This is a genomic window from Pseudarthrobacter sp. lyk4-40-TYG-27, from assembly GCF_030209295.1.
Lineage (GTDB): Bacteria > Actinomycetota > Actinomycetes > Actinomycetales > Micrococcaceae > Arthrobacter.
In genome coordinates, this window is sequence record NZ_JARVSH010000005.1 from 63,329 (window position 1) to 81,626 (window position 18,298).

An 18,298-nucleotide genomic window follows, 5' to 3' on the forward strand; every position below is an offset into this window, starting at 1 on the left:
GTCACACGGTCCTGATTCGGGGGTTGATGAGCAGGTAGAGGAGGTCCACGGCAATGTTCACCAGGACGAAAGTCACGGAAATGGTCAGGACCACGCCCTGCACCAGGTTCACGTCAAGGTTGGTGATGCCGTTGAGGATCAGCTGGCCCATGCCGGGCAGCGCAAAGATCATTTCAATGACGACGGCGCCGCCCAGCAGGTAGCCGATCCGCAGTCCCAGCACGGTGACCGGAGTGACCAGGGCGTTGCGGAGCACGTTCCTGGAGACCACTTCCCGGTACGGGACGCCGTTGCCGATGGCGGTGCGGACATAGTCCCGGTCCAGCTCCTCCACCATGGAGGTGCGGACCACCCTGATGAGGGAAGCCGAGACCGGGATGCCCAGTGCCAGGGCGGGCAGCGCCATCGAGTTGAGCCAGCCGCCGAACCCGGATTCCGGGGTGGCAATGCCGCCGGACGGGAACAGCGGAGCCGGACCAAGGGCGAACCACTGGATCAGCAGGATGCCCAGCCAGAACGACGGCGTTGCCACCGCGGCGATGGAGAAGACCCGCACCAGCTGGTCCTGCCATTTGTCCCGGTACAAGGCGCCGATGATGCCGAAGACCAGCGAGACCACGACCGCGATGATGACGCCCAGGAGCGTCAGCTGCAGCGTCAGGGGGAAGGCTGAGCCGATCATGCTTGCCACGGATTTCGCCGGCGGAGTGGTGACTCCGAGGTCGAGCTGGAGGAGTTTTCCAAGGAAGCGGAAGTACTGCAGCAGCAGCGGATCGTTCAGGCCGTTCGCCTGCCGGTACTGCTCTTTCGCTTCCTCGCTGGCCCCTTCGCCCAGGGCGCTGCTCGCCTGGTCGCCGGGAGCGGCCTGCAGGACGAGGAACACGAGCAAGGTGATGCCCAGGACCATCAGCGGCAGGGCTGCCAGCCTCCGGCCCAGGAGGCGCAATATCGTGGTCAATGTAGTCTCCGGTTGGTGTGGCTAGGCGGTGCGGCCCACACCAACGAAGGAAACTCCGGTGGTGGGAAGGGGCTTGAAGCCGCTGAGCTTCTTTGCATCCCAGGCGCTAGGAAGCTGGCGGTGGAACAGCGGGTAGAGGGGCACCTCTTCGGAGACCAGGTCCACGATCTGCCCGGTGAGCTTCTTGGCGTCATCCTTGGACGACTGGCCGGCCTTGGTCATGAGGTCCACGAGCTGGGCACGCTCAGGCGTCGAGCCCCAGTAGGCGCGGTTCTTCATCCAGGTGTCACCGGCGTAGAACCAGCTCAGCAAGAGGTCTGCGTCGTTGCCGAAGACGGACGGATCGCCTGGCGCCGCAACCACCTTGTAGTCGCCTTTGCCGACGCGGTCCGTATACAAGGCGCCGGACTGCAGGTTCTTGAGGGTCACCTTGACACCGGGGATCTTGTTCCAGGATTCCAGCATCAGGGGAGCAACGTCCTTGACCCACGCGGTGTCCGTGGTGAGGAGCTCGAACTCCAGGCTGGAGACGCCGGCCTGCTTGAGGAGGTCTGCAGCCTTGTTGGGATCGTAGCTGTAGACGTTCTTGGCCTTGACGTAGTCCGGGTGGCCCTCCTGGAAGTAGGAGCTGGCCGGCTTGGCGTTGCCGAACAGGGCTTTCTTGATGATGGAGTCCTTGTCCAGGCCGTGGTGCAGGGCCTGGCGGACCAGCTTGTTGTCGAACGGCGCGGCGGAGCAGTTGAACATCAGGAACAGCAGGCCGAACGACTGTACGGATTCAACGGTGGCTGCGGACTTGAGCCCCTGCATGTCCAGGTAGGGGACGTCCTCGATGGCCTGGACCCGGCCGGACTGCATTGCGGTCACGCGGGCGGCGGCATCGGAGAGCAGCAGCCAGGTCATGCCCTTGGCCAGTGCCGGCATGGGGCCGTTGTAGGCCTGGTTCGCCTCGAAGATGATCTTGTCGTCCTTGACGGCGGAAACCAGCTTGTACGGGCCGGTTCCAACGGGCTTGGCATCGAAGGATTTCAGCTGGTCCGAGCCGGCCGGGAAGTTGGTGAGCGCCTTGGGCACCACCTTTACCACAGAGATCCGGGGTCCGAAGCCGGGGAAGGCGTACTTCAGCGTGAATTCCACGGTCTTGGCGTCGAGGGCCTTGACGTCCTGGATGAACGGGATGAACTGCGAGAACAGGGACTTGTTGGCGGGATCCATGACCCGGGTAAAGGAGAAGACCACGTCCTCGGCGGTGACCGGGGTGCCGTCGTGGAACGTGGCGCCTTCGCGGATGGCCACCTGGTAGGTGGTGGGGTTGACCATCTTGGGATCAGTTGCAGCCAGGGCGTTGTAGGGCTCCCGGGTTGCCGGGTGGAGCTCAACCAGGCCCTCGAAGACGTGCAGGTTGGCGGCCATGGGGGTGGCGCCGGAGGAGGAAATGGGATCGAAGCCGGTGGAGAGGGCGTAGGAGATGCCGGCCTCGATGGTGAGGTCCTTGTTGATCGGCGAGGTGTTGGTGGTTGAGCTGCTGGTGGTGGCGGCCGGTCCACCGCAGGCGGCCAGGGAGCTGGCAAAGGCTGCGGCCAGGCCCATGGCCCCGCCGAGTTTGAGGAAGTTCCGGCGGCTGGCGTCATTGACCAGCGGCAGGTTCTTGATGTTGTTCATTGGCCTCACCGTTCAGGAGATGTTTATCGGATGTAGGATGTCCTAGCTCGTATGGAAAACTGTAAGTCCCATCACAGCCAGCGTCAAGTGGACTAATGTTTCTTGCATTTACGCTTGGCCTGACGCCATACCCTTCGCGAATGGAGCTTCCTTGTCCTTGATTGTCGGCGCCTACCCCGCCCAGCCCGTCGAACTGCAGGAGCAGTTCTACCGGGGCCTCGCTGCCATTTCCCCGATCCGCGGACTTGAGCTTCCCTATGGTCCGCATGGCGGGACCGGCTGGCCCGCCGGGGCGCCGGAGGCCTGGTCCGCGGTGGTCACCGCCATCCCCGGGACCATGCAGCGGCTGGCCGCCAACGCGGCGTTCGGCCTGGCCTCCGCTGACACGGCGGGCCGGCGGGAAGCCCTCGACTTCGCGGCGGGTGTCCGGGAGTATGCCCGCGGGCTGCAGGATGCCGGGCATGAGGTGGAGGCTGTTGAACTCCATTCCGCGCCTACCGGGGGCGCCTCCGCCCGCTGGTTCGAGGAATCGCTCAAGGAAGTCCTGGAGTGGGACTGGGGATCGGCGCGAGTGCTGATCGAACACTGCGACGCCCCACGCCCAGGGGCAAGTCCGGAGAAGGGGTTCTTGTCCTTTGCCGAAGAGGTGGACATCGCCGTTTCGCTCCGGAACCAAGGTTTGGAGCGCGTGGGTGTGACCGTTAACTGGGCGCGCTCAGTCATCGAATCAGGCAGTCCTGAAACGGCAGTTGAACACCTGTCGCTCGGCCGTGAAGCAGGCGTCCTCGAGGGCCTGGTCTTTTCCGGCTGCTCGCCGGAGGAAACCGGCTTCGGCTATGCGTGGATCGACGCGCACCTCCCCGCAGTGGAGATCCAGGGCGCCCCGCCCAGCTCCATGCTGAACCGCCACGAAATTGACCGGTGCCTTGCCGCAGCGGGTCCGCTCCCCATCCTTGGGTTCAAGGTCGGGCTTGGTCCTGACCAGCTGTCGCCGGAAGAACGCGTGGAGCGGCTCCGGCACATGTCGGTCCTGGTGGGGGAATAGCGGCTCAGCGCCCGGTACTCCCGGCCACGGTGATGGCTCCCGACGCGACGTCGCAGCGGAAGGTCCGGGACAGTTGTCGCCTGCCGGCCCCCACCGCTGCTTCCACTGCAAAGGCAACCTCAAACGCATCCTGTTCCACGTCCTCCGCCGTCACGGTGTAGGTGGGCGTGAAGTAGAGAACCTCCTGGCCCGGCGGGAGGTCGGTTGCCGGAAACTCCCCTGCCCCCGGACCGTGCAGGCGCACGTCCCGGGCGGTGTGGCTGCCGTCATTCCGGGCCCTTCCGGTGAATGCCAGAATGTCCCCGGCCTTGTACCCGGGAATGACCGGGCCGTAGTTCAGGTCCTGCGCCTCCCTGGTGCCCAGGACCTGGGCCTGGTCGGGGGAGTAGGCCTGGCCGATCTCTTTCCACGACTCGGCGCCCCAGCCGTCTTTGCCTGGCGCCATCACGTGGAACTCGCCGGCGTTCTGCCACACGTCGGGAAGTCCCGGGGTGATGGACCGCAACTCCATGTCGAAGACCAGGCCCGGCTCCGATGGCGGCAGGCCGGCGTCGGGCCCTGCTGTATCCGGTGACGAAAGCTGGCCGGTGAGCTGGCCCGACGGCACCGAGGCAAAAACGATCTCGCGGTAGCCCTGGCGTTCGTACAGCACACCAATGTTGCCGTCCGGCAGGCGGGTGGCGGTGGAGTACGCCGAGCTGCCCGGGCACAGCACCAGCTTGGCAGGCCAGGTGGCGCCGTCGTCGGGCGACAGGCTCAGCACGGTGTTGCGGCGCAGATTGGGGTCCTGGTTGTTGGTGGCCAATAGCCAGGAATCCGTGGCCGGCGCGGCGAGGCCGGTGACGGGCGGCAATCCGTCGAAGCGGGCCAGTGAACCGTTGTCGCTGGGATCGGGAAGGTCCGCGACCGGAACCGGCGTGCTCCAGCTGTGGCCGCCGTCGTCGGAGACGGCCGCAAGGCGCTGCGGCGTGGCCCGGCTGTGCAGGAGCAGCCTGCCATCGCTGAGCGCGGCCACCTTGTTCTCGTTGGGGGCGCCGCCGTCGGCTGTCCCCTCAATCAGCCGGCCAAGCCGCCAGGTATCGCCATGGTCGTCGCTGTAGGCCGAGGCTGCCATGATCCTGCCCCCGCTCAACACCACATACTGCTGCACCAGCCGCCCCTGGTGCGGGCCGCAGTGGACCTGGATCCCTTGGCCGGCCGCGGCGAAGATGCCCGTGATCTCCCGTCCGCTGCTTGCCTTGAGGTCCGCCGTAATGCGCCGGTGCTGCCAGGTCAGGCCGTCGTCGTCGGACATGCTGAGATCGCAATGCTGGACCTGGTGGTCGTGGTGGTCCATCCCCGCTGTGGCCTCGAAGAAGCCGGCATGCGTCCCGGCGGCGTGGAAGAGGAAGATCCGTCCGGTCTCGGCGTCAACGAGCAGGCTGGGGTCCCCGAATCCTTCCAGCCCGGTTCCGGTCCGCACCACTTCCTGGCCACTCCAGGTGCGCCCGCTGTCCGTACTGCGCCGGATCAGCAGGTCGATGGGACTTGGGAGATCGTCCAGGTTGGGCCGGCCGTCATAGGCCGCGAGCAGTGTCCCCCTGACGGTGACGGCGAGGGCGGGGATCCGGTACTGACGGTAGCCGCCGCGGCCGCGGGCCGCCAGGACATGCTCGACGGCGGGCCGCGCGGCGGGGATGGCGGGGCGTGCGGCGCGGGTGGCGGGAAGGAGATGGGATGTCACATCTACAGCATAGCCACCTCTGGCTTTGTGACTGTCGGCACATTACATTGGTAGGACGTCGTACGTAGTGGGAACAACATTTGAAGGTCCTGAACGGCGACGCCCTGCCGAGAGCCGCATCGCCGCGGCATCCAGAAAGGTCAGTCCCTTTGCCACATTCCCAAAGACACCGCACACCCCTGACACTGTGCAGAACCGCCGGATCAGCCGCCCTGGCCCTGGCACTGCTTGCCGGAGGTGTTGCGGCGCAGGCGGCGCCCATTCCTGGCAACAGCCCCACCAATCCGCCCGGAAACTTCCAGGAAACCAACCTGGGGTCCGACCGCACCGCGGACAACTTCTTCTACCGCATCCCCGCGCTGACCTACCTTGGCAACGGTGTGGTCCTGGCGGCCTGGGACGGGCGGCCGGGCAGCTCCGCGGACGCGCCCAACCCCAACTCGATCGTCCAGCGGCGCAGCACGGACGGCGGGCGCACGTGGGGGCCGGTGCAGGTGATTGCCGCAGGCCACGTGGCCGATGCCGCGGGGCCGAAATACGGCTACAGCGATCCCTCCTACGTCTACGACGCGGAGGCAGGCAAGGTCTTTGCGTTCTTCGTCTACTCAAAGGACCAAGGATTCGGCGGCAGCCAGTTCGGCAATGATGACGCGGACCGCAACGTCATTTCCTCCGCCGTGATCGAATCCTCCGACGGCGGCCTCACGTGGACCGGGCCGCGGCTCATCACCAACGTCACCAAGCCGGGCGCCAGCAGCACCAGCCCGGTTGCGGGCGATGTCCGGTCCAACTTCGCATCCTCCGGCGAAGGCATCCAGCTCAAGTACGGCCCATACAAGGGCCGGCTGATCCAGCAGTATGCCGGTGACGTCCGCCAGGCCGATGGAACGAACAAAATCCAGGCGTACAGCGTCTATTCGGACGACCACGGTGCCACCTGGCACAAGGGCGCCAACGTGGGTGACCGGATGGATGAGAACAAGACCGTTGAGCTCTCCGACGGCAGGGTCCTGCTGAACTCCCGGGACAACGCCAACCAGGGCTACCGGAAGGTTGCTGTTTCCAGCGACGGTGGGGCCACCTACGGTCCCGTCACGCAGGACACGGAGCTGCCGGATCCGGCCAACAACGGTTCCATCGCCCGCATGTTCCCCACCGCTGCCCCGGGCACGGCGGACGCCAGGAAACTGGTCTTCACCAACGCCAATTCCAAGACCGCGCGCGAGAACGTCTCCGCCCGGGTCTCGTGCGACGACGGCGCCACCTGGCCCGGGGTGCGCACCATCCGTCCCGGGTTCTCCGCCTACTCCACCGTGACCCGGCTGGAGGATGGCAGGTTCGGCGTTCTCTACGAGGGGAACTACACGGACAACATGCAGTTCTCCACCTTCGACGACGCCTGGCTCAACTACGCCTGCGCACCGCTGTCCGTCCCCGCCGTCACCACGGCGCCCGGTGCCACCCAGCAGGTGGCGGTCACGGTGACCAACCAGGAAGCCGCCACCCTGTCAGGGGCCACCGCCACCGTCTTTACCCCCACGGGCTGGTCCGCCACCACGGTGCCCGTGCCCGACGTCGCCCCCGGCGCCTCGGTTGCCGTCAACGTCGCCCTGACTGCGGCGGCCACGGCCAGCGGGCCGCAGAACCTCAACGCAGCGCTAACGACGGCGGACGGCCGGGTCTCGCAGTCCACGTTCACCGCCACCGTGCCGGTGGCGCCGCAGGTGGGCCTCAGCATCACGGGAGCTGCACCCGCCCGGGACGTGGCGGCCAACCCCTACAAAGCCGGCGACGTGCTGGGGTACACCTTCGCCGTCAAAAGCACGGCGAACGTGACGGCCAACTCGGTGCCGGTCTCGGGGAACTTCGATGCAGGTTTCCTGCCGCCGTCGGCGCCCAACTGCCGGTACAACAACCTGGCCGCCGGCGCCTCCTACAACTGCACCACTGCCAAGCACACGCTCACCGCGCAGGACATCGACCGCGGCTACTTCGTCCCCGAGGCAACCTTCAGCATCACGGCCAGCGCGACGCCGACGCTCACCAAGACCGTTGCCTTCAGCGGGGCCGCGGTGCCGCTGCGGGACGGGCTGGTGTCCGCCGGCATCGCAGGCAGCCGCAACGACGCCGGCCGCGACCTCGCCACCCAGCCGTACACGGCAGGCGAAGCGTTCCCGTACAAATTTGATGTGACCAACAGCAGTCCGCTGGTGGAAAAGGTGGTCCCCACCGCCGGCAACTTCAGCCCGTTCCTTCCCGAGGGGCCGGGCAACTGCCGTTACAGCGTCCTTCCCGCCGGACAGGGGTACACATGTGCCACGCCCCGCCACACCGTGACGGCCGCGGAAGCGGACCAGGGATTCTTTGTCCCGGACTCCACCTGGGAGGTCAGTGCCGCCGGCCAGACCACCCGGACCTACGCGGTGAACGGCGGCGAAACCGACGTGAAAGTCCGGGACGCCAGGCTTGACGGCACCGTTGCGGCCGAGTGGACGGACCGGGACGGCGACCGCTATGCCTCCGCAGGCGACGCCATCACGTACACCTACACCTTGGGCAACGCCGGAAACGTCTCCCTGGACAATGTGGACGCCCCGGATGCCGGCATCGAGGCACCGCACCTGGCGGCGGGCGGCACCCTGGCGGCCACCCGGTCGTACAGCCTGACCGCCGCGGACGTCGCGGCCGGGAAGCTTGGACCGGTCACGTTCGCTGCCACGGCAAACAACGGTGCCAAAGGCGTGTCCGCCACGGTGACCGGCGGTGCCATCCAGTTGAATGTGCAGCCTGCCCAGCCGGACCTGGTTCCCGCGCTTGCGGTGCAGGACCTGGACGGACAGGTGGCACCGTTCGACCTCGGCACCGCGGACAAATACCGCAACGGCCAAAGAGTGGTCCTCGCGGGGCTCGACTACGGGCAGTGGTATTACGTGTACCTGAACAAGCGCAGCTACCGGATCGGCTGGATCTTCCCCACCACGGACAACACGGTGGAATTCATCCTGCCCGCCGGCGTGCAAAACGGCCGTGATGACGTGGTGGTGCTGGACAAGGACGGTAAGCAGGTCTCGTTCGACCGGCTCCAGGTGACCCCGAAAGGTTAGCCCGGCTGCCCAGCGGGCAGCATCGATGAGGATGGCCCCGGCGGTGATCCCGCCGGGGCCATCCGGGGTGAGGCCCGTGTTCAGGCTCCCGCCAGCACAGGCGCGGTGAGCCTGCCGTCGCGCATGGTGGCCACCAGGTCCGTCAGCGGCACGAACTCGGTGTCGTGGGTGACCATCACAGTGGCAACCCCGAACTCGGTGGTCACCTGGCGCAGCAGCCCGATGATCGAGGCGCTGCGTTCGTGGTCCAGGGCGGCGGTTGGCTCGTCCACCAGCAGCACTTTGGGATTGCCCATGAGTGCCCGGGCAATGTTCACCCGCTGGCGCTGGCCACCGGAGAGCTGGTGCGGCAGTTTTCGGGCGCTGCCACCGAGCCCGACGACGTCCAGCAGTTCCGCAGCCTTCGCCCGGGCCGCCTTGTCGGACCTGCCCCGCAGGTGGTCGCTGATGATGAGTTGCTCGGCGGCCGTGAGCGATGCCAGCAGGTTGGGCTGTTGGAAGATGATGCCCACCTTGTCCCGGCGCAGGGCGGTGAGTTCCTTGTCCTTGAGGCCGGCTGTGTCCGTGCCGTCAATGAGGACCTGCCCGCGGGTGGGGCGGACCAGGGTGGCGGCGGTGGCCAGGAGGCTGGACTTGCCCGAGCCGGACGGGCCCACCAGCGAGACCAGCTGACCGGCCCGGGCCGTGAGGCTGACCCGGTCCAGGGCCGTGGTGGTCCCGCCGCCATCGGGGTATTCGAGGGTGACGTCGACCAGGCTCAGGGGAGCAGGGGTGGGGGAGGACATGATGGCGTTCCTTTCGTAAGGGCGGATCAGTTGCCGCCGAGCGCCAGCAGCGCATCGACCTTGGTGACGCGGCGGACCGCCAGTGCGGCGCCGGCCAGGCCCAGGGCAACAATCCCGACGACGGGAAGCACCGTGGTGCCGGCGTTCAGCAGGAACGGGGCAGCCTGGGCCGCCAGCGCACCGGCGGCGACGCCCACTGCTCCACCGATGGCGGCCCCGGCCACGAGGACGATCGCGGCCTGGGTCATGGCGTCCTTAAGGATGTAGGAGCCGGAGGCGCCCATGGCCTTCAGGACGGCGATGTCGCGGGTGCGCTGGATGGTCCAGACCGTCAGGAAGGCAACGATCACCAATGACGAGATCCCGTACAGGAAGGCCTGCATCAGGGTCAGGGACCCGTTCTCGCTCTTGAAGGAGCCCAGGGCCTGGAATGATCCGGTCCGGGATTCGCTGACCGTGCCTGCGGCCGCATTGGCCTCGGCCCCGTCCACCGCGGTCCCGGGCACGGAAGTGACGGCGATGACCGTGGCCAGCTGGTCGCCGTCGGACACGTGCGCCACCTTTGCCCATGCGGGCAACGCAGTCCACACCACGCTGGTGTGCGCGTACCACTGGTCCGGCACCACGGCGGCTACGCCCAACTCGATGCCGCCAACAGAGATCTTGTCGCCCTGGCCTGCGGACAGCGCTTCCGCCGTCGAGGCGCCCAGCACCGCGGTCCCGGCGGATACCTCCACCGGTGCCAGCGGGCTGCCCGGCGAGACCCCGAACACGGCGACGTTGGCGGTCCCCGCGCCGCCGGCCGCCTGCGCCCGGGTCTGGGTGATGCCCAGCGGTTCGGCGGACTGGACGCCGGGCTGGTTCCTCCACCGGGCCACCTGCCCGGCCGTCACGGAGCTTTCCGTGTAGGACGCCTTGGGCGTGCCGGCCCCGGGGGCGCCGAACGCGATGACGTCCACCGGCCGGGCGGCGGACGCACCGAGCTTGCCGATTGCCGACGTCGACTGCTCGGCGAGTCCCGCCGTCAGGCCGGACAGCATGACCAGCAGGAGGGTAATCAGGGCTACGACGCCGCCCATCATGGCGAACCGGCCTTTGGCGAAGCGGATATCGCGGATTGCCAGGAACACGTTGTTTCTTCTCTCAGCAGGGTGGATTCTCTTGTCCTTCCACTCTCCCGGCGGAAGCCTGCGGCGGCATCGCGGGGACGGTTGATCCGCGGGAATGGAAAGGTTGAGCCCGCAGTCAACCTTTTGGTTGATCCCGTCCCGGCGGGCCCGGCATAAGCTGATGAAATGCCTGCCACGCCCCTGCCGCCGTCACCGCAAAAAACCGGCGGCGCCCCGGCCAAGGGGCCGCTGGCCGCCCTGGAAAATGCGTCATCGGCCGCGATCCTCCGGGTCCTGCGCGTCACCTTGCACGCTGGGTTCGCCGTCCTGTTGGCCGTCGCCCTGGTCCGGTTGTTCCTTGACGGCGGTCCGCTGCGCTGGCTGTGGGCGGCAGCCGCCGTCGTCCTGGCCGTCATCTACCTGGCTGGGACCGTCCTGGAAAAGCGGCACGCCGAAGCCAGGATCGGCTTCAACCCCCGCCGCTACGGCCTCCTGTGGCTGGGCCTGGTCACGGCCCTGTGGGCGGTGCTGCTTGCCGGGAGTGCGGACTTCGCCTGGCTGGCCTTCCCCATCTTCTTCCTGCATCTGCACCTGCTGCCGCGGCGCGCGGCGCTGCTGACGATCGCCCTGATGACCGCGGCGGTGATCGTCTCCCAGTGGGCAGCGAGCGGCGCGCCGGTCCCGCCTGCGGCCGCCGTGGTGGGGCCCGTGCTGGGCGCGGTGTTCTCCGTGATCACCGGCCTCGCCTACGCGGCCCTCTACCGGGAGGCAGAGAACCAGCGGCGTGCGGCGGACGAACTGCGGCGCACGCGCGAGGAATTGTCCCGGTCCCAGCACCAGTCCGGGGTGCTGGCGGAGCGGGAGCGCCTGGCCCGGGAGATCCACGACACTTTGGCGCAGGGGCTGTCCAGCATCGTGCTCCTGGGGAGGGCCGCCGAACAGTCGCTGGCCGACGGTGACGAACCGATGGCGGCCGCCCGGCTGGCGCTGGTGCAGCAGGCCGCAGCGGACAACCTTGCCGAGGCGCGGAGCTTTGTGCGCGGGCTGTCGTCGCCGCACCTTGAGGGGACCACGCTGGTGGAGGCCCTGCGCCGGCTGTGCGGGACCACGGAGACCGGCGCCGCAGCCGCCGGGCTTGCGCTGCGGTGCCGGCTGGAGGTGGACGGTGAGCCGCAGGATCTGCCCCAGCCTGTGCGCGTGGCCCTGCTGCGGGCGGCGCAGGCGAGCCTCGCCAATGTCCGCGACCACGCCCGGGCAGCGAACGCCGTCGTCACCCTTGCCTTCCTTGGCACGGAGGTGACCATGGACATTTACGACGACGGCACGGGCTTTGAGCCGTCCCGTGCGGCCGGTGCCCCGGACGCTGCGGACGGCAGCGGGTTCGGGCTGCGTTCGCTGCGGGAGCGCGTTGACGGCCTGAACGGCTCGCTGGCGGTGGAATCCGCACCCGGGGAGGGAACGGTGGTGGCCATCCGGCTGCCGGTGGACAGTGCCGTTTCGGACGGTGCTGCCCCGCTGGAGGGAGGAAGCGATGGGTGAGGTCCGGGTCCTGCTGGTGGACGACCATCCCGTGGTGCGTGCCGGCCTGCGGGCCATGCTGACGGGGTTCGACGGCATTTCCATTGCCGCTGAAGCCTCCGACGGCAGGGCTGCGCTGCACGAACTGGCGCGGCTGGCAGCGCTGGGCGGTATGCCGGATGTGGTGCTCATGGACCTGCAGATGGGGGAGGGGATGGACGGCGTCACCGCCACTGCCGAGATCCGGAAGCTCCACCCGGCTCCACCGGTGCTCATCCTCACCACCTACGACACCGACGCGGACATCCTTGCCGCTGTCGAGGCCGGTGCCAGCGGGTACATGCTGAAGGACGCACCCCCGGAACAGCTGCGGCAGGCGGTGCTGCAGGCCGCGGCCGGCGGCACGGCCCTGGCGCCGCGGGCGGCAGCACTGCTGATGGACCGGATCAGCAACCCCGGAACCTCACTGACACCGCGGGAAGTCCAGCTGCTGGAACTGTTGGCCACCGGCCTGTCCAACCGGGCCATCGCCAGGCAGGTCTTCATCTCGGAGGCGACGGTCAAGACCCACCTGGTGCACATCTACGGCAAGCTCGGCGTGGACAACCGCACGGCCGCCATCGCCGCAGCCACCCAGCGGCGCATCATCCGGCCGCCGGGCGCCAAGGGCTGAGTTTTGATGGAGCGACGTGTCGGGCCACGGGACCTTGCCGCGTGCCTGCCACACAGTGCCGGGGGACGCCCGGTGGCCCTACTGTGCAGTAGGTTTATTCCACTGCCCCCGTGCCACGCTGTTCAAAGGAGAACGAATGTCCCGTCCGGTTCCCGCCGTTGATGCCCTTCTTGCCACTTACGGCGCGGCCGATGCCTGCGCAGCGGAGCTCCTGTGCGACAGCCACGATCCGGGCGCCGTCGCCTTTACGGTGGTTGCAGCGGACCTCTCTGCGGAGGACATCACCTACGGGGATCTCCGGGAGCGCTCGGAGCGGGGAGCGGCTGCATTGGCGGAAATGGGGATTGGGCCCGGGGATGCCGTGGCCACCCTGATGGGCAAGTCGGCAGACCTGGTGGTCATGCTCCTGGCCATCTGGCGGCGCGGGGCAGTCCATGTCCCGCTGTTCACGGCCTTCGCGTGGCCCGCCATCGAACTTCGCCTCACAGCCTCCGGCGCCAAGGCTGTGATCACCGACCCCGACCAGCGGACGAAGATCCAGGAAACCGGGGCCGCCGTGGTGGTGGCCGGTGCGGAGGCCTCCCTTCCCGACGTGGCGCTCGGCCCGCTCCTGGCCAGGCAACAACCCGGCATCGCGGCCGAAGCCGTGGGCGGTGAAGGTGCTTTGGTGCTGATCTTCACGTCCGGAACCACCGGCGCTCCCAAGGGTGTGCCGGTGCCGCTCCGGGCGTTGGCCGCTTTCCGCCAGTACGTCGAACTGGGCCTGGACGTCAGCGAGGAGGATGTGTTCTGGAATGCCGCAGACCCCGGCTGGGCCTACGGCCTGTACTACGGGATCCTCGGCCCGATGGCGGCGGGGCGGCGGAACCTGCTGCTGCGACCGGGTTTCTCCCCGGAACTCAGCTTCAAGGTGCTGGAGGCTTTTTCCGTCACCAACTTCGCCGCTGCTCCCACGGTGTACCGCACCATGCGCGCGAAAGCCGGCGCCGGAACAGGTCCTTTCCACCTTCGGCGCGCCTCGTCCGCCGGCGAACCGTTGACCCCGGAGGTGATCAGCTGGGCCCGGGAAATGCTTGGGGTTCCGGTGCGGGACCACTATGGACAGACCGAACACGGGATGATGATCATCAACGCCTGGCACGACGACGTCAGGACGGAGCTGCGGCCCGGTTCCATGGGCCGGCCCCTGCCGGGGTGGAGCTGCGCGGTCCTCAAGGACAATGCTGACGAACCGGCCGCGCCGGGTGAGCTGGGCCGCGTTGCCGTAGACGTGGCGGGGAGCCCCATGATGTGGTTCCGGGGGTATCAGGATGCGCCGGAGAAGACGGCCGGGAGGTTCAGCGCGGACGGCAAGTGGTACCTGACCGGTGATGCGGGCATGGTGGACGAGGACGGCTTCTACTTTTTCTCCTCCCGGGATGACGACGTGATCATCATGGCCGGATACCGGATTGGTCCGTTCGAGGTGGAGAGCGTCCTGTCCACGCATCCGGCGGTGGCGGAAAGCGCCGTGGTGGGCGCCCCCGACGAACTGCGCGGAGAAGTCCTGGAAGCCTACGTTGTCCTGGCCGGCGGGACCATAGGAAGCGACGCCCTGGTCGCTGAACTCCAGGCCCTGGTCAAGACGCAATTCGCCGCACACGCATATCCGCGCCGTATCCACTTCGTCGAGGACCTGCCAAAGACGCCGTCCGGAAAGCTGCAGCGCTACATCCTGCGGCAGCAGCGGGCCGCTTCCTCCGGCAGCTAGCGCTCAAGGTTGGATCAAGATTGGCCAAAGAAGTCCGGGACACGGGTTGGTGCCGCACGCCGGCCGGTAATTCTTAAGTGCTTCCAGGCCAGTTCCCCGGCAGGAAGTACTGGAAGCCCCCGCGCTGGAGCGAGACTCGCGCGGGGGCTGTCCCAATATTGCTTAACTCAGTGTCCTGCGGAGGACACCGCCTCGAAGTGTTCCACCACCGGAAACGGCTCGTAGAAGTGGTGCAGCAGCTGGCGCCACTGCTGGTACTCGGGGGATCCGCGGAAGCCGATGGTATGGTCCTCCAGGGTCTCCCACTCGACGAGGAGCAGGTAGGTGCCCGGCGACTCCACCGATCTGGAAAGCGACAACGCTCGGAAACCCGGCATTGAAGCGATGATCGTCCGGGCCTGGTTGAAGGCCGCCTCGAAATCCGTTTCCCGGCCCGGCAGCACCGGGAGCAGGGCGTGTTCGGTAATCACCTGGCAGGCCCCGCAGTTTCCCCGACGCCGATCCAGTAGCGCCGCTTGCCGTTGCGGGTGTCCTCGTAGCGGCCGCCATTCTTTTCGATCGTTGCCCGTGACCCGGAGTTGTCCTCGTCGCAGGTCAGGAGAACCCGTTCGATTCCGAGCGTTCGGGCCACCGGGAGCGCATCTGCCAACGCCTTCGCAGCGTGCCCGCGGCGCCTTGCCGACGGCCGGACGCTGTAGCCAATGTGGCCGCCCTCGTTGAGGAGGAACTCGTTGAGGTGGTGCCGGATGGCCAGCGAGCCGAGGACGGTGGTGCCCTCCACGATCCACAGGTAGGTGCACGGGACGTACCCGGGTCTACGCACTGTTTCCGGTTTGGCGTCGTTGATGAGGGTGCCGACCAGCTGCGCAAAAACGGTGGGGTCCTTGAAGTCCTCCAGCGCCCAGCCGTCAAGGCCGGCGCCATCCATGCGGGCTCCGTCGAATTCCGTGGCGGCCTCCATCCACGAGGCGTGCAGGGTTGCGTCGGGGCTGGTGAGATGGGCCATTCAACGATCGTAGCCGAGCCCCAAGGGCGGGCGCGGTGGGCCCGGAGCAACGGGCCGGGCACGCCTGCATTCGCCATGGACAACGGAACACGGCCGAACTTAAAATCGATCGCTGGGACCCCCGAGAAAGATGACGGAAAGGGTTCGAGATGGGAATTGAAGAAGACGCGGCAGTAGTGCGGCGCGGTTACGAAGCCTTCAATACGGGCGACGTGGAAACCCTCAAGGGGCTGTTCGCCCCTGATGCCGTCTACCGGGCCGGCCGCACAGGCGGCCGGCCCGGAACACGGGCCAATCAGTTCAGGTCGAAGCGGTCCAGCTCCATGACCTTCGCCCAGGCGGCAACGAAATCATTGACGAACTTCTCCCCGGCGTCCTCGCTCGCATAAACCTCGGCCAGGGCGCGCAATTGCGAGTTGGAACCGAAAACCAGGTCCACCGCGGTGGCGGTCCATTTCAGCTCACCGGTTGCGGCATCCGTGATCTCGTAGGCATTTTCCTCCGATTCAGAGGCCTTCCACTTGGTGCCGGGCGAGAGCAGGTTGACGAAGAAGTCATTGGTGAGAACCTGAGGCCTGTCGGTCAGCACGCCGTGGCTGGAGCCGCCCACGTTGGTCCCCAAGGCACGCATGCCGCCCACCAGGACCGTCATCTCCGGCGCGGAGAGGTCCAGCATGTACGCCTTGTCCAGCAGGAGCGTCTCCGGCTGGAGCTTTACGCCGGCACGCAGGTAATTGCGGAAGCCGTCTGCCCTGGGCTGCAGGTATTGGAAGGATTCGACGTCGGTTTGCTCCTGGGTGGCGTCGGTGCGGCCGGGCCGGAACGGCACTTTGACGGGGAACCCGGCGTCGGCGGCTGCTTTTTCCACGGCCGCGGCGCCGCCGAGGACGATCAGGTCCGCGAGCGATACCTTCTTGCCGCCGCTTTGTGCCGCGTTGAACTCCTCCTGCACGCGCTCCAGCACGGGGAGGACGGTGGCCAGCTGCTCCGGTTCGCCGGCTTCCCAACTGCGCTGGGGTTCCAGCCTGATGCGGGCGCCGTTGGCGCCGCCGCGCTTATCGGTCTTCCGGAACGTCGCGGCCGAGGACCATGCCGTCCCGGCCAGCTGCGGAATGGTCAGGCCTGAATCCAGGAGCTTGGCCTTGAGCTGGGCGATGTCCTGTTCGGTGACCAGTTCATGGTCGACGGCGGGAACAGGGTCCTGCCACAGCTGCGCCTCCGGAACCCACGGCCCGAGCATGTGCGGACCCACCGGTCCCATGTCACGGTGCAGCAGCTTGTACCAGGCCTTGGCGAACGCGAGGGCAAACTCGTCCGGGTTCGCCAGGAAGCGCCGGGCGATCTGCTCGTAGGCGGGGTCGAAACGAAGCGACAGGTCCGTGGTCAGCATGGTGGGGCGGTGCTTCTTGTGCGGATCGTGCGCATCCGGGATGATCTCCGGGGCATCTTTGGCAACCCACTGGTGGGCGCCGCCCGGGCTCTTGACCAGCTCCCACTCGTACTCGAACAGGATCTCGAGGAACCGGTTGCTCCACTGCGTGGGCTGGTCCGTCCAGGTCACTTCCAGTCCAGAGGTGATGGTGTCGCCACCCTTGCCGCTGCCGTAGGTGCTGAGCCAGCCCAGGCCCTGTGACTCCAGGTCGGCAGCTTCCGGCTCGGGGCCCACATGGGCGTCGGCGGGACCGGCGCCGTGCGTCTTTCCGAACGTGTGGCCCCCGGCGATCAGCGCGAACGTCTCCTCATCGTTCATCGCCATCCGCTTGAATGTCTCGCGGATGAACGCTGCCGCGGCCACGGGGTCCGGGTTGCCCCTGGGACCTTCGGGGTTGACGTAGATCAACCCCATCTCGGTGGAGCCCACGTCCTCGGCCATCGTCGCGTCACCGGTGTACCGCTCATCGCCCAGCCAGGCGTCCTCGGGGCCCCAGAAGATCTGCTCGGGCTCCCACACGTCCTCCCGGCCGAAGGCGAAGCCGAACGTCGTGAATCCCATGGACTCGAGCGCAACATTGCCGGCCAGGACCAGCAGGTCCGCCCAGGACACTTTCTGGCCGTACTTCTGCTTGACCGGCCACAGCAACCGCCGGGCCTTGTCCAGGTTGGCGTTGTCCGGCCAGCTGTTCAGCGGCGCGAACCGCTGGCCTCCGTCGCCTGCCCCGCCGCGGCCGTCATGGACGCGATAGGTGCCGGCGGCGTGCCAGCTCATCCGGATCATCAGGCCGCCGTAATGGCCGAAGTCCGCCGGCCACCAATCCTGCGAGGTGGTCAGGACCTCCGTGATGTCCCGCTTGAGGGCCTCGACGTCGAGCTTTTCGAATTCCTTGCGGTAGCTGAACGAAGGTCCCAGCGGGTTGCTGGACCGCCCGTGGGCGTGGAGAACGGAAAGGTCCAGCTGGTTGGGCCACCAGTCCTGGTTGGTCCGCGGCCGGTTTCCCTTGGGCTGGGGTGTATCGATGGCCGGGTTTTCACTCTCGCTGCCCTGGGCCGTGGCGCTTCCATGGGCCACCGGGCACCCGTCCCCGGCATTCTGCTCCGGGCTTTGTGCGCTTCCGGGAGCGGGTACCGGGGGATGGTCTGGGCGTTCGGTCATGTGCTTCTTCCTTCCGTTGGGCCGAGGCCGCGGTTGGACTCGGGCAGCCGGTGCAACCCTCCCATTGGAACATAGAGGCACGGGGGGAGGCCCCCAATTTGATGGCCCATGGTCCCGTCCCGGAGTATCTGTAACAGTTGGTCAACCGGCGTAAGCCCGCATTTCGGAGCCGTTGGTCCGTCCTGCGTGGCCGGCTGGCGAGTGCGCTCCACCGGCTTGCGTGGGCGATCGAGCCTGACACGACGGGCACCTTCCAAGCCCTGCACCTCTGCCTGCCCCGGGGACTCGGACAACAACCCGGCCCTGGCGCCGGTCATCGCGCTCGCCGAACGGGTCCGGCCCGATGCGCCTGGAACGGCTGCCGGCTAGGGACGG

14 protein-coding genes are annotated in these 18,298 nt (G+C 67.5%); 6 read left to right on the forward strand and 8 right to left on the reverse strand.

Annotated features, from left to right (window positions below):
- Position 1: 1 nt before the first annotated feature.
- Entirely contained in the window at positions 2-958 is a 957-nt protein-coding gene (locus QRM96_RS11010; RefSeq protein ID WP_285319686.1) for an ABC transporter permease, read from the reverse strand.
- Between the two features lie 21 nt (positions 959-979).
- Positions 980-2,620, reverse strand: coding sequence for an ABC transporter substrate-binding protein (locus tag QRM96_RS11015; RefSeq protein ID WP_285319688.1), 1,641 nt, complete (start codon positions 2,618-2,620; stop codon positions 980-982).
- A 151-nt stretch (positions 2,621-2,771) separates the two neighbouring features.
- Between QRM96_RS11015 and QRM96_RS11020 the strand changes: the two genes are divergently transcribed.
- Positions 2,772-3,665: a DUF4862 family protein gene (locus QRM96_RS11020; RefSeq protein ID WP_018760919.1), complete on the forward strand. Its 894-nt coding sequence runs from the start codon at positions 2,772-2,774 to the stop codon at positions 3,663-3,665.
- Positions 3,666-3,669: 4 nt separating this feature from the next.
- Here the strand turns inward: QRM96_RS11020 and QRM96_RS11025 are convergent, their stop codons facing one another.
- Complete coding sequence (locus QRM96_RS11025) at positions 3,670-5,388, reverse strand: sialidase family protein (RefSeq protein ID WP_285319689.1); 1,719 nt, start codon at positions 5,386-5,388, stop codon at positions 3,670-3,672.
- Between the two features lie 149 nt (positions 5,389-5,537).
- On the opposite strand from QRM96_RS11025, the gene QRM96_RS11030 reads away from it, so the two are divergent.
- The gene (locus QRM96_RS11030) at positions 5,538-8,492 is read left to right on the forward strand and encodes an exo-alpha-sialidase (protein ID WP_285319691.1); all 2,955 of its coding nucleotides are present in this window, start codon (positions 5,538-5,540) and stop codon (positions 8,490-8,492) included.
- A gap of 80 nt (positions 8,493-8,572) precedes the next feature.
- Here QRM96_RS11030 and QRM96_RS11035 read toward each other — a convergent pair whose 3' ends face one another.
- Positions 8,573-9,277, reverse strand: coding sequence for an ABC transporter ATP-binding protein (locus tag QRM96_RS11035; RefSeq protein ID WP_285319692.1), 705 nt, complete (start codon positions 9,275-9,277; stop codon positions 8,573-8,575).
- A gap of 26 nt (positions 9,278-9,303) precedes the next feature.
- The gene (locus tag QRM96_RS11040) at positions 9,304-10,407 is read right to left on the reverse strand and encodes an FtsX-like permease family protein (RefSeq protein ID WP_285319693.1); all 1,104 of its coding nucleotides are present in this window, start codon (positions 10,405-10,407) and stop codon (positions 9,304-9,306) included.
- A gap of 165 nt (positions 10,408-10,572) precedes the next feature.
- Here QRM96_RS11040 and QRM96_RS11045 point away from each other — a divergent pair, with 165 nt between their 5' ends.
- The 3 genes from QRM96_RS11045 (at position 10,573) to QRM96_RS11055 (ending at position 14,327) form a co-directional block, all read left to right on the forward strand.
- Positions 10,573-11,925, forward strand: coding sequence for a sensor histidine kinase (locus QRM96_RS11045; protein WP_285319695.1), 1,353 nt, complete (start codon positions 10,573-10,575; stop codon positions 11,923-11,925).
- Positions 11,918-12,577: a response regulator transcription factor gene (locus QRM96_RS11050; protein WP_285319696.1), complete on the forward strand. Its 660-nt coding sequence runs from the start codon at positions 11,918-11,920 to the stop codon at positions 12,575-12,577. The genes QRM96_RS11045 and QRM96_RS11050 overlap by 8 nt, the downstream gene beginning before the upstream one ends.
- Before the next feature lie 136 nt (positions 12,578-12,713).
- Positions 12,714-14,327, forward strand: coding sequence for an AMP-binding protein (locus QRM96_RS11055; protein WP_285319698.1), 1,614 nt, complete (start codon positions 12,714-12,716; stop codon positions 14,325-14,327).
- A 167-nt stretch (positions 14,328-14,494) separates the two neighbouring features.
- Here the strand turns inward: QRM96_RS11055 and QRM96_RS11060 are convergent, their stop codons facing one another.
- Together QRM96_RS11060 and QRM96_RS11065 are read right to left on the reverse strand one after the other, a co-directional pair.
- Positions 14,495-14,797, reverse strand: a complete 303-nt coding sequence (locus tag QRM96_RS11060) for an antibiotic biosynthesis monooxygenase family protein (RefSeq protein WP_109045655.1) — start codon at positions 14,795-14,797, stop codon at positions 14,495-14,497.
- Positions 14,794-15,333, reverse strand: coding sequence for a GNAT family N-acetyltransferase (locus QRM96_RS11065; RefSeq protein ID WP_285319699.1), 540 nt, complete (start codon positions 15,331-15,333; stop codon positions 14,794-14,796). Before QRM96_RS11065 ends, QRM96_RS11060 begins: the two co-directional genes overlap by 4 nt.
- 149 nt (positions 15,334-15,482) lie before the next feature.
- Here QRM96_RS11065 and QRM96_RS11070 point away from each other — a divergent pair, with 149 nt between their 5' ends.
- Positions 15,483-15,722 carry a nuclear transport factor 2 family protein gene (locus QRM96_RS11070; protein WP_285319701.1) on the forward strand — a complete coding sequence of 80 codons (240 nt, stop codon included), beginning with the start codon at positions 15,483-15,485 and terminating at the stop codon, positions 15,720-15,722.
- On the opposite strand, the gene katG is transcribed toward QRM96_RS11070, so the two are convergent.
- Positions 15,629-17,923, reverse strand: a complete 2,295-nt coding sequence (gene katG, locus QRM96_RS11075; RefSeq protein ID WP_285319702.1) for a catalase/peroxidase HPI — start codon at positions 17,921-17,923, stop codon at positions 15,629-15,631. The two genes, QRM96_RS11070 and katG, sit on opposite strands and share 94 nt — an antisense overlap.
- Positions 17,924-18,298 lie beyond the last annotated feature (375 nt).

Bases quoted from the DNA above. Each gene is read 5' to 3' on its own strand.
- QRM96_RS11045 (WP_285319695.1), top strand. From the start codon at position 10,573: ATGCCTGCCACGCCCCTGCCGCCGTCACCGCAAAAAACCGGCGGCGCC.
- QRM96_RS11070 (WP_285319701.1), top strand. From the start codon at position 15,483: ATGGGAATTGAAGAAGACGCGGCAGTAGTGCGGCGCGGTTACGAAGCC.
- QRM96_RS11015 (WP_285319688.1), bottom strand. From the start codon at position 2,620: ATGAACAACATCAAGAACCTGCCGCTGGTCAATGACGCCAGCCGCCGG.
- QRM96_RS11035 (WP_285319692.1), bottom strand. From the start codon at position 9,277: ATGTCCTCCCCCACCCCTGCTCCCCTGAGCCTGGTCGACGTCACCCTC.
- QRM96_RS11050 (WP_285319696.1), top strand. From the start codon at position 11,918: ATGGGTGAGGTCCGGGTCCTGCTGGTGGACGACCATCCCGTGGTGCGT.
- QRM96_RS11055 (WP_285319698.1), top strand. From the start codon at position 12,714: ATGTCCCGTCCGGTTCCCGCCGTTGATGCCCTTCTTGCCACTTACGGC.
- QRM96_RS11065 (WP_285319699.1), bottom strand. From the start codon at position 15,333: ATGGCCCATCTCACCAGCCCCGACGCAACCCTGCACGCCTCGTGGATG.
- katG (WP_285319702.1), bottom strand. From the start codon at position 17,923: ATGACCGAACGCCCAGACCATCCCCCGGTACCCGCTCCCGGAAGCGCA.